An 11,668-nucleotide genomic window follows, 5' to 3' on the forward strand; every position below is an offset into this window, starting at 1 on the left:
GAGAGGGAAAAAGCGGCGGGCTGCGCACAGCCCGCCGCGGAATTCAGGGCTTACTTGCCAAGAATGAAGGCAAGAATACCAAGGCCTTCTGCGAGGGCCATGGCGATGATGCCGAGGGTCAGGATGTTGCCGAAAGCGCCGGGGTTGCGGCCGACGGCTTCCACGGCCTTGGAGCCGATGAGGCCCACGCCGATGGCGGCACTGCCTGCACCGAGACCGGTGGCGATGCTGCCAGTGACGCCTGCGGCGGCGGCTGGGGCTCCGTGAGCGGCGGCTTCCTGCGCCATCGAGATGAGTTCCATTGTCATAGTGTTGGTCGAGTTGGGTTCGTGTTGTGTCACCAGCGTCCACGCGTTGCGCATGATCCCGCAGGCAAAGTCAGAGATTAATGATGGGCCTCCTCATGACCGTGATCGTCATGAGTGGTGGAGAGCTGGATGTAAACGGCGCAGAGCAGGGTGAAGACGATCGCCTGCAGAATGCCGACCAGAAGCTCCATGAAGTAGAAGGGAAAGGGGGCAAGGATGCTGCCGATGAAGCCGCCCATGCCGCTCATGGTATGCAGCACATTCTCACCGGCGAGGATGTTGCCGAAAAGACGGAAGGACAGGGTGATCGGGCGGAAAAGGATCGAGAAAACTTCCACCACGCCGACGAACAGGAAAACCAGGGCCACAATGGCTCCCATGAGCCCTTTCAGGCCGCCCTTGGGGCCGAAGGTGTGAACGATGAAGCCCCACACGCCCACTTCACTGATGGTGACGTAAAGCCAAACGAGAAACATCGAGACCGAAAGACCAAAAGTCATGTTCAAGTCAGCGGTCGGCGGACGCAGGAGAGGGTCATGCACTTCCTTCACGCTAAGGAAACCTGTGCCTTCGCCCCAACCGATGGTGCCGATGCCGGGAAGGAGGCCGAACCAGTTCGAGACCAGGATGTAGATGAAGATGGTCGCAAGCAGGGGGAAGGTGCGGGGAGCCACCTTCGGGCCGACGATGCCCTCCACCTGGTTGTAGAGGAACTCGACGATGAATTCGAAGAAGTTCTGCGCCTTGTGGGGGATCAGCGTCATGTTCTTCGTGGCCTTGCGGGAGAACCAGAGCACGAGTCCGAGCACCACCAGCGCCACGAGCACCGAGTTCGTCACAAAACTCAGCGTGCTGCCCGCTTTGAAGAACTCAGACGCGTAGCCGTGCACGGCGAGCAACGGCATAAAGGAATCAGGCTGAGAGGTAAAAAACGACATGTGGGTAGGGGCCTCGGGGGAGGCGGCGCGTAGGGTCGGTCCGGGATAGCGGACGGTTTTTCTAGCCAGATGATCCAGGGGGGCAAGCCCTATTTGTGAAAAATTTCACAAAGTCCGACGAGCGTATCACCACATCTGAAAACGCCGCCCCCAGCATTGTCGGCAGGACGCTTGCTCGACAGATCGTGCCGCCCATGCGAGGCTGGGCCGGATGTCGAGATTCATCTGCACCTGGGCGCTACTGATGTTCATTGTTCCTGGCATTCTGCTAGCGGCCGTGAAGGCGAAATCCCGCGCCATCGTCTCCGCCCATGGCAAGCCGAACGTGGTGTTCATCATCGCGGACGATCTGCGTGACTACGTCGGCTGGATGGGGGGGCACCCGCAGTCCGTGACACCAAACATGGACCGCCTGGCAAAGATGGGCATGCGTTTCACGAACGCCCATTGCAATTACGCCCTCTGCAATCCCTCGCGCACCAGTCTGCTGACAGGCATGCTGCCCTCGTCGAGCGGCGTCTTTGGCAATGAGCAGGACTGGCGGCGCAGCGTCCAGATCGCTGACAAACCGACGCTGCCGGAGCACTTCAAAGGCCAGGGCTTCAGCACCGTGGCTGCGGGGAAGATTTTTCACGCGAATCATGGCGGTCCGGAAGGTCGTCTAGCAGGCTGGCATGGTGGCAGGCGTGGGTTTGAGCAGGATGCGGCGTGGGACCAACGCTTTCCTCAAGCGGGAGTGCAGATTCCAGACCTCCCCGTCCACACCGGGCAGAATTTCAACGGCCTCAATATCTGGCATTGGGACTGGGGTGGCATCCAGGTCGAAGATGAAAAGACTGATGATGGTCAAGTCGCCGCCTTTGCGGCCGAATTCCTCTCCCAAAAGCATAAGAAGCCTTTTTTCCTCGCCCTGGGCCTCTACCGGCCGCATTCGCCCTGGTATGTCCCGCAGATGTACATCGACGCCCTCCCGCTGGACGCAATCAAACTGCCGGAGGTGAAGGCGGACGATCTTGACGACATGCCTGAAATCGCCAAAGGCCATCTCAAAGCGGGCTATCACTCGAAAATCGTCGAAAAGAACCTCTGGAAGGACGCCGTGCGTGCCTACCTGGCCAGCGTGGCGTTTTGTGATGCGATGCTCGGCCGCATCCTGGATGCGGTTGAGAAAGGGCCGAATGCCAGGAACACCATCATCGTGTTCACCTCCGATCATGGGTGGTATCTGGGTGAAAAGCAGATGTGGCACAAAGGCAAGCTGTGGGAGCCGACCACGCGCGTGCCGCTGACGATCTACTCTCCGCAGCTCACCAAGCCGGACACGGTCTCATCGCAGTCCGTGGCCTTGATCGATCTTTATCCCACGCTCTGCGATTTGGTGAAAGTGCCGAAGCCTGAGCACCTCGACGGCACCAGTCTGAAGCCCCTGCTGCTCGACCCGGCGGCGAAACGCGACAAACCGGCAATCACCTGCACGGGCGGCGGCCAAAAGGCCGGTTACGCGGCACGGGACGAGCGCTGGCGTTACATCCGATATGCGGACGGCAGCGAGGAACTTTACGATCACCAGACCGATCCGAATGAATGGACGAACTTGGCCACCAAGCCCGAGCACGAGGCTGAAAAGAAGCGTCTGGCCGCCTTTTTCCCGGCGGAATTCAAAAACGCCTCCCGTCCGCCGTCTGAGATTGTGCATGCATCGAGTCCGTCTGGCTCCGTCGATCTCAGTTTGGTCCCAGGCGATGAAATCAGTGCCGCAGACGCGCCGAAATTGCAGGGCAGGGGCGTCTTCATCAACGCGGCCTTCGATTTCGACCCGCAGATCGACCAGGACAGCACGCTGCTGGCTCAAGGCGATGAACAATCCGGTTACGCGCTGCATCTGGTGGCTTCAAAGCCGACGCTGACCGTGTTTGCGGAGGGCAAGGAGGTGGTGGTGAGCGGTGCCGCCCTGGAAAAGGGCCGCGTCAACATCAGAGCCCAGATTGATGGCGGTGGATCGCTCTCACTCGCCGTGCCGGGGCACAGCGAAGTCATCGGCGTGGCACCGTTTGAGAAAGGATTTCCGCAGGAACCGAAATCCGGCATCGCGGTAGGGCAGAGTTTCGGCATCTTGAAGGCAGCCAGTCATCCCGACAGCACGCCGTTTGACGGCGTCGTCCACCGGATGAATCTCACCATCCTTCCTCCCCACGTCACCACCCCCATCGAAAACCGCGAAACGAAAACTGCGAACTGACCCCATGCGAGCCCGCGTCATCAAAGACTTCCGTTTTGAGGCAGCCCAGACGCTGCCCAATCTGCCCTGCGACCACAAGTGCACCAAGATGCACGGTCACTCCTTCAAGCTGGAGATCGCCATCGAGGGCGAGGTCAATCCGGCGATTGGCTGGGTGTACGACCACGCCGAGATTTCGAAGGCGATGAAACCCATCATTGACCTGATCGACCACTCCTATCTCAACGAGATCGAAGGCCTCGAAAACCCGACGATCGAAAACATGTGTGCCTGGCTCTGGAAAAAGCTCGCGCCCCAACTCCCCGGGCTCTGCGAGATAGTGCTTCACGAGACTCCAAGCGCTCGCTGCATTTTCCGCGGCGAGTTTTGAGGAGGCGTTCAGCGGACGTGGCTGGCGAGGGCGCTCGTGCTGCCCGCCGATAGACGAAGGTAAGAGACGACCGGATGACAAGGTGTTCTGCGATGCCCTTGCTGATCTAGCTGGGAGTGGCTGCGGCATCTACAGCGCGGCGTGAAAAGCCCTGGCCATGCTGTTGACCTCAGCGTCGGCCCATCCTCGTCGGATGGGCCAGCCGGCAGATTTTAACGCCCATTTTGCAAGGCGTGGTATGAGGTCGCGTCCGAGGTGAAAAAAGACTGCGTCCGGAGGCAAAAAAGCCTTTGCCGCAGGGGGCATCTTGCTAGTCTGAAATCGCCTTCACCGGGCACATTTTCCGAAGGGAATTCTTGGACGGATTTCGGTGAGGGCTTCTCAGACTTTTTTATGCCAGACGACATCATTGATTCCACGGGATCAAACTCCACCGCTGTAGCTGCTGACCAGGCTTACGGCGCTTCCCAAATCCAGCACCTGGAAGGCCTCAAGGCCGTGCGCATGCGCCCCGGCATGTACATCGGTGAGACGGATGAACGCGGCCTGCACCACTGCGTGTTTGAAGTGGTGGACAACTCGATCGACGAGCATCTCGCGGGCTTTTGCAAAAACGTCTGGATCAACATTCACTCCGACGGCTCCATCAGCATCGAGGACGATGGACGCGGCATCCCGGTGGAAATGCACCCCAAAGGCATGCCGACGGTCGAATTGGTGCTCACGAACCTTCACGCGGGCGGCAAGTTCGGCGATGGCGCGTATGAGTTCTCCGGCGGCCTTCACGGCGTCGGCGCGAAGTGCGTGAATGCGCTCTCGGATTGGTTCAAGTGCGAGGTCTATCGCGATGGCAAGATCCACGCGATCGGCTTTGAGCGCGGCATCACGACGGAGCCGCTGAAGGTGCTGGGCGATCTCGATGATGCGAAGCGCACGGGCACGAAGATCAGCTTCTTCCCGGACGCGACGATCTTCACGGTGACGACGGCGTTTGTGTTTGAGCGTCTGCGCACTCGCCTTCGCGAGCTTGCCTTCTTGAATCCGGGTATCACGATTCATCTGGCCGACGAACGTGGCGAATCGCCTCGCGTCGAGACTTTGCTCTACACCGAAGGCGTGAAGCAGTTCGTGAATGAACTTGGCGAAGGCAAGGACCGCGTGCATCCCGAGCCCATCGCGCTCGCGGGTCGTCGCGAGGTGGTGCTGGAGGACAAAAACAAATTCATTCTCGTGGATTGCGTGCTGCAGTATCACAAGAGCCTCGGCGAGCACACGCTTTGCTTTGCCAATGCCATCCCAAACCCGGATTACGGCACGCACTACACCGGTCTGAAGACGGCGCTGACCCGTGCGGTGAAGAAATACATCGTCGATCACCCGGAGCAGTATGGTGAGAAGGGCAAGACGAAGGCGCCGATCAAGGACAAGGCCAAGTGGCCTGAGCTCGACATCGACAGCGATGACTGCCGCGAAGGCCTCACCTGCGTGCTCAGCGTGAAGCATCCGCATCCGCGTTTCAATTCGCAGACGAAGGTGAAGCTCGTGAACGGCGAGGTCGAGGGCGTGGTGAGTTCTGTCGTGTATGAGGGCCTGCTGCATCACTTTGATCACAATCCCGACACCGCGAAGTCGATTGTCGAAAACATCATCATCGCCGCGAAGTCACGTCTCGCTGCCGCCCGTGCCCGCGAGGCCATCCGCAAGGATGCGATGAGCAGCGGCGGTTTGCCCGGCAAGCTTGCCGACTGCTCCGAGCGTGATGCGTCGAAGACCGAGCTGTTCATTGTCGAGGGTGACTCCGCCGGTGGCTCCGCCAAGATGGGACGCAATCGTCACAATCAGGCGATTTTGCCTCTGCGTGGTAAACTCATCAATACGGAGAAGGCCCGCCTGGAGAAGGTGCTCGCGAACAAGGAAATCCAAACCATGATCACCGCCATCGGCACCGGCATCGGTGGCGACAGCGAAGTGGAAGGCAGCTTCAATCTCGAAAAGCTCCGCTATCACAAGATCATCATCATGACCGATGCTGACGTGGACGGCAGTCACATCCGCACGCTGCTGCTGACGTTCTTTTTCCGCCAGATGCCGGAGTTGGTGAAACGCGGCCACATTTATGTCGCGCAGCCGCCGCTGTATCAGGTGACGCGCAAAAAGCGCGAGGAGTATGTGCAAAACGACGAGGAAATGGACGCCATCCTCCTCGAACTCGGCTCCGGCGAGATCACCCTGCGCAATGTGTCTGACAACACCAAGGTCGAGTCCGACAAGCTGAAGCAAATCCTCCAGCAACTCGTGCCGATGGCGAAATTTGCCGACATCATTCGCCGCCACGGCGCGGACTTCGAAACCTACCTCCAGCATCGCAACACGGAGACCGGCGAACTGCCTCACTACCTCGTCATCATCCGCGAGGGCAATGAAGTGCACGTCAAATACCTCCTCGACCGCGACACGCTGGCCAATTTCGCCCGCGAAAACGCCGATCTGCACCTTTTCGGCAAACCGGAGGTCGAAGGAGCCAACGGCACCGCGCCGAAACAAACCCGCCGCGCCCGTTTGATCGAGGTTCATGAAGCCCACGGCATGAAAGCCCGCTTCAAGCAGCTCGATGAGCTTGGATTGCACGTCGATCACTTCAGCAGCCAGGACAAGCCCCTCTTCGAAGTCATCGAAGGCGATGGCGACAACGCCAAGGTCCATCCCGTTTTCAGCATCCCCGGCATCCTCGACAAGGTCATGGAGATCGGCAAACGCGGCATGGAGATCAAGCGCTTCAAAGGTCTCGGTGAAATGAACGCCAAGCAACTCTTCGAGACCACCATGGACCCGACAAAGCGCACTCTCCTCCAGATCAAGCTCGACGAGAGCAACGCCCACGAAGCCGAACGCATCTTCACCATCCTCATGGGTGATGTCGTCGAGCCTCGAAAGCACTTCATCGAAGAGAATGCGCTGAATGTGCGGAACCTTGATGTTTGAATGCCGTCAAGGGGTCAAGAAGCTGTCAAGAATCGTCAAAGAGTTGTTATGGGAACGGTCGATCTACATGAATTGAGAGTCTATCAGCTCGCCATGCGAGTTGGAGAAGACGTGTGGTCGATCACCGCGGGCTGGGAGTGGCTGGCGAAGCAGACGATTGGTTTGCAATGGATACGTTCCGCTGACTCGATCGCCGCAAACATCTCGGAGGGATACGGGCGCTATTCCTTCAAAGAGAACGCCAAGTTCTGCTACTACGCCCGAGGTTCGCTGCGCGAGACACAGACCTGGCTCGAAAAAGCGGTGAGTCGCCATCTGCTCAGCTCAGGCATAGCCGATGATCTCGCGCTACGTCTCGAAACACTCCGTCGGCAACTCGACAACTACATTCACTCCCTCGGCCGCACCTCCGGTAATGTCCTTCGTGAAGAGTCTCCTGAAACCGAGGTCGAGCTTCCGCCACTCGAGGAATTCCTCGCCAGCCGCGATCCCGCCCGCTTGACCAATCCTTGACCTCTTGACTGCGGCTCCGCCGCATTTTGACCCGCATCCCGCCCCATCCCCTTTACAGCTCCCTTCATGCAAGACTCCAACACACGCCCCATCTCGGTAGCCGACGAAGTGAAGAACAGCTTCCTCGACTACTCGATGTCCGTCATTATCTCCCGCGCTTTGCCGGATGTGCGCGACGGATTGAAGCCCTCTCAGCGGCGTATCCTTTACGCGATGCATGAGCTGTCGCTTTACCCGCCGAAGAAGCATGTGAAGTGCGCGAAGATCGCGGGTGACACTTCGGGTAACTACCATCCGCACGGCGAGGCGGTCATTTACCCGACGCTCGTTCACATGGGGCAGGAATGGGCCATGCGGGAGACCTTGATCGATCCGCAGGGGAACTTCGGCAGCGTGGAAGGTGACCCTCCGGCGGCCATGCGTTATACCGAGGCGCGCATGACGCACCTTGGCGGCGCTTTGATGCAGGACATGGACAAGGACACGGTCGATTTCGTCCCGAATTATGACGAGCGACTCACCGAGCCCACTGTGTTCCCGGCGGCGTTTCCAAACCTGCTCGTCAATGGCGGCACGGGTATCGCGGTCGGCATGGCGACGAATATGCCGCCGCACAACCTCGGCGAGGTCGTCGATGCCGTTTGCGCGCAGATTGACAATCCGGCGATCACCACGCCGGAGCTGATGGCGCACATCAAAGGGCCCGATTTCCCGACGGGATGCACCATCATGGGCACCACGGGCATCCGCGAATACATGGAAACCGGTCACGGCAGCGTGCGGATCCGCGGTCAGGCCGAGATTGTCGAAAACGGCAACCGCGAGCAGATCGTCATCACCGAGATCCCCTACAACGTGAACCGCGCGGAGCTCGAAAAGAAGATCGCCGAGCTCGCGAACGAAAAAATCATACCGGAAATCAGCAGCGTGCGAAATGAGTCCGATGAGAACTCGCGCCTCGTCGTCGATTTGAAGAAGGATGCGCGTGCGCAGGTCGTGCTGAACAATTTATACAAGCACACCGAGCTGGAGGCCTCCTTCAGCGTCCACATGCTCGCCATCGACGGCAACCGCCCGCGCGTTTTCGGCATCAAAGACGCCATCGGCTGCTACATCGAGCACCGCCGCGAGGTCATCATCCGCCGCACGAAGTATCTGCTCGGCAAAGCTGAGGTGCAGGCCGAAAAACTCGAAGCCTTCCTCCTCGCGCTCGGTCACCTCGATGATTTCATCAAGATCATCCGCGACAGCCGCAACCGCGACGAAGCCCGCGCCGGACTGAAGGCCTACACCTTCCCAGTCGCCACCGCCGAGAGCCTCGGCCTGCTCATTCGCGGCCAGCCGAGCATCCAGGACGGTCGCTACGTCTTCACCGACAAGCAGGTCGATGACATCCTCGAACTCCGCCTTTATCAGCTCACCGGCATGGAGCGTGACAAGGTGAAGGCCGAATACGACGCCATCCTCGCCACCATCAAGGACCTGCTCGACATCCTCGCGAACGAGCACCGCGTGCTCACGATCATCAAAGACGAGCTGAACGTCATCAAGGCCAAGCACGCCACGCCGCGCCTCACGCGCATCGAGGCCGTCTCCGGCGACATCGACAGCGTCGATCTCATCCCGAACGAGGCCGCCATCGTCACGATGACGCACATGGGCAGCATCAAACGCACGCCCACCGCCGAATACCGTCTGCAAGGCCGCGGCGGCAAGGGCCTCAAAGGCATGGAAACCCGCGAGGCGCAGAGCGAGGAGGACGCCGACGACTTCGTCGAGCATCTCTTCAGCGCCCAGCTTCACGACTTCCTGCTCTTCTTCACGAACACGGGCCGCATGTATGTCGAGCGTGTGTATCAGATCCCGCAGGCCACCCGAACCGGCAAAGGCCGCAGCATCAAAAACGTGCTCAACCTTCGCACGGAGGAAAAAATCGCCAGCGTGCTCATCTTGAAGGCTCAAGGAGCCGAGGACGAGGCCATGTGGGCTGCAGATCGCTACGTGCTCTTCGCAACGAAGGACGGCACCATCAAGAAAACCGCCCTCGAAGAGTTCAAAAACTACCGCAAGGACGGCATCATCGCCATCAAGCTCGATGAAGGCAACGATCTCGTCGATGTCGTGCTCACCGACGGCACCAAGGAAGTCTGCCTCGTCACGCATGAAGGTATGTGCGTGCGTTTCCACGAAACCGGCGAAGATCCCACCTCGCCAAATCTGCGTCCGATCGGCCGCAACACGGCCGGCGTGCGTGGTGTGATGCTCGATGCCGACGACTTCCTTGTGAGCTGCCTCACCAACGAAGCTGGCACCATGGTGCTCGTCGTCAGCGAAAACGGCCTCGGCAAGCGCACGCCGTTCGAAGAATACCGCATGATCAACCGCGGTGGCAAAGGCGTCATCACCATGAACGTCACCGAAAAAACCGGCAAAGTCGTCGCTGCTCTCGCCGTGAAGGAAACCGATGAGCTCATGCTCATGACCAGCAAAGGTCAAAGCGTGCGCATCAAGGTCAGCCAGATCCGCGAAACGGGCCGCAATGCCCAAGGCGTGAAGCTCATGACGCTGAACGAAGGCGAAACCATCCAGGACGTGGCCACGGTGATCGCGGATGAGGAGGAAGTGGGCGAACCCGCTGTTGAGGACTCAAAGGCCAGTTCCGAGCCTGACACTTCGTCTGTTCCGGAAGGTGCGGGCGAGGGCTCAAGTGGAGCGTCTGACCGCGTTTGACAGGAACATTGACCCGGCCTGTCATGCGGACGTCAGTAAACGCGCAAGTTGTGAGAGCGTTTTTGAAGCTGCCGATTCGGCAGTTTTTGAATCACTTCATGCCGCCGATCTTGCAGCCTTGGGCTTCATGCTGTGGCTCTGGCACGGGTTTGCCGGCGAGGATGGCGTCCAGTGCGTTGCGCAGGTCCTGGGTGGTCGCTGCACGCTGGCGTTTCGTGGGGCCGAGGTACAGGTCGTTGATGCGGCCTTTGTAGAGTGTCTTGCCAACTGCGTCCATCACCACGGCCTCCGGGGTGATTTTGGCCTGAACCTGCTTCGCCAGGACCTGTGCCTTGTCGATCAAGACGGTCGTTTTGACCTCGGAAAGGACCGCGTGCTCCAGGGCGACCTCTTTGGTGATCTCTGGATCGGAGTGGACGAGGTGAACCACTGCTTTGTCGGCGTAGTCGGCGGAGATCTGGTTGATCTCCTTCATGAACGACTTGGTCGTCGAGCAGAAGGGCGACACGAAGAACAGCACGACGGCCTTCTTGTCGCTGGCCGCCAGTGGATCGTAGCTTTGGCCGTCCGTGGCGGGCAATTCGAGCGCCGAGACGCTGCCGGTGAACAGCAGCAGGGCGCAGAGCAAGGTTTTCATGGCCTTATTGCAGTTGGGCGACCGCCGCGTCGAGCGAGGCGACGTCCTTGATCGAGATCACCTTCACGGATTTGTCGATCTTGCCCATGAGTCCGGCGAGGGTGGCATCGGGGCCGAGTTCGATGAAGAGCGTGTGCCCAGCGGCGATCAGATGCTGCATGGATTCGACCCAGCGAACGCTGCCAGTGACCTGGCTCGTGAGCGTGGAGCGAATCTCCTCCGGAGTCGAAACCGGGCGTGCTTCGAAGTTGCAGACCACGGGCACTCGCGGGCTTTGAATCGTCGCGGTGGACAGGGCTGCGGCGAGTTTGTCCTGCGCGGTCTTCATCAAGCGGCTGTGATAGGCGCCGGCGACGGGCAGGGGAATCGCGCGTTTGATGCCTTTTTCCTTCGCCTTGGCTGCGGCGGCTTCGATGCCTTCGACACTGCCACTGAGCACGATCTGTCCGGGAGCGTTGAGGTTGGCGACATCGACGTCACATTCCTGGGCGAGTTCACGGATGGCGGATTCTTCGCCGCCGATCATGGCCAGCATGGCACCCTTGGTGTTTTCGCAGGCTTCCTCCATGAAGCTGCCGCGCTGGAAGACAAGATTGAGGCCGGTGGCGAAATCGAATGTCCCTGCGGCGGCGTGCGCGGTGAATTCTCCCAGGGAAAGACCGGCCGTGGCGGTGATTTCGAGCGAGGGCACCTTCGATTTGAGCACTTCCAGGATGGCGAGGCCATGCGCATAGAGCGCAGGCTGGCAGCGGCTGGTCTTGGTGAGCTCCTCCATGGGGCCTTCGAACATCGCATTCGTCAGCCAGGGGCCGATGGCGTTGTTGGCGGCGTCAAACAGGTCACGCACGACGGGGTAGGCATCGGCGAGGTCTTTGCCCATGCCGACTTTTTGGGCGCCTTGACCGGCGAAGAGGAGAACTGCTTTCATGAAGGGAGATGAGGGATCAGGGA

The 11,668-nt window shown here is 59.6% G+C and carries 9 protein-coding genes; 5 read left to right on the forward strand and 4 right to left on the reverse strand.

Annotated features, from left to right (window positions below; genetic code table 11):
• Nucleotides 1-50: 50 nt before the first annotated feature.
• Complete coding sequence (locus IAE77_RS24270) at nucleotides 51-362, reverse strand: ATP synthase F0 subunit C (protein WP_294232297.1); 312 nt, start codon at nucleotides 360-362, stop codon at nucleotides 51-53.
• Nucleotides 363-385: 23 nt separating this feature from the next.
• Entirely contained in the window at nucleotides 386-1,213 is an 828-nt protein-coding gene (gene atpB / locus IAE77_RS24275) for a F0F1 ATP synthase subunit A (RefSeq protein ID WP_294232299.1), read from the reverse strand.
• 310 nt (nucleotides 1,214-1,523) lie between these two features.
• Between atpB and IAE77_RS24280 the strand changes: the two genes are divergently transcribed.
• The 5 genes from IAE77_RS24280 to gyrA all read left to right on the forward strand — a co-directional run bounded on the left by IAE77_RS24280 (nucleotide 1,524) and on the right by gyrA (nucleotide 10,080).
• Entirely contained in the window at nucleotides 1,524-3,485 is a 1,962-nt protein-coding gene (locus IAE77_RS24280) for a sulfatase (RefSeq protein ID WP_294232301.1), read from the forward strand.
• A 4-nt stretch (nucleotides 3,486-3,489) separates the two neighbouring features.
• Complete coding sequence (gene queD, locus IAE77_RS24285; protein WP_294232303.1) at nucleotides 3,490-3,855, forward strand: 6-carboxytetrahydropterin synthase QueD; 366 nt, start codon at nucleotides 3,490-3,492, stop codon at nucleotides 3,853-3,855.
• 393 nt (nucleotides 3,856-4,248) lie between these two features.
• Nucleotides 4,249-6,837 carry a DNA gyrase subunit B gene (locus IAE77_RS24290; RefSeq protein WP_294232305.1) on the forward strand — a complete coding sequence of 863 codons (2,589 nt, stop codon included), beginning with the start codon at nucleotides 4,249-4,251 and terminating at the stop codon, nucleotides 6,835-6,837.
• Nucleotides 6,838-6,885: 48 nt separating this feature from the next.
• Nucleotides 6,886-7,350, forward strand: coding sequence for a four helix bundle protein (locus tag IAE77_RS24295; protein ID WP_294232307.1), 465 nt, complete (start codon nucleotides 6,886-6,888; stop codon nucleotides 7,348-7,350).
• A gap of 66 nt (nucleotides 7,351-7,416) precedes the next feature.
• Nucleotides 7,417-10,080 (forward strand): DNA gyrase subunit A, encoded by a 2,664-nt coding sequence (gyrA, locus tag IAE77_RS24300; RefSeq protein ID WP_294232309.1) that lies wholly within the window; start codon nucleotides 7,417-7,419, stop codon nucleotides 10,078-10,080.
• Nucleotides 10,081-10,171: 91 nt separating this feature from the next.
• Here gyrA and IAE77_RS24305 read toward each other — a convergent pair whose 3' ends face one another.
• Nucleotides 10,172-10,717 (reverse strand): redoxin domain-containing protein, encoded by a 546-nt coding sequence (locus IAE77_RS24305; protein ID WP_294232312.1) that lies wholly within the window; start codon nucleotides 10,715-10,717, stop codon nucleotides 10,172-10,174.
• 4 nt (nucleotides 10,718-10,721) lie between these two features.
• On the reverse strand, nucleotides 10,722-11,645 hold the full coding sequence (fabD, locus tag IAE77_RS24310; protein ID WP_294232314.1) for an ACP S-malonyltransferase: 924 nt from the start codon (nucleotides 11,643-11,645) through the stop codon (nucleotides 10,722-10,724).
• Nucleotides 11,646-11,668 lie beyond the last annotated feature (23 nt).

Source organism: Prosthecobacter sp., from assembly GCF_014879935.1.
Taxonomy (GTDB): domain Bacteria; phylum Verrucomicrobiota; class Verrucomicrobiia; order Verrucomicrobiales; family Verrucomicrobiaceae; genus Prosthecobacter.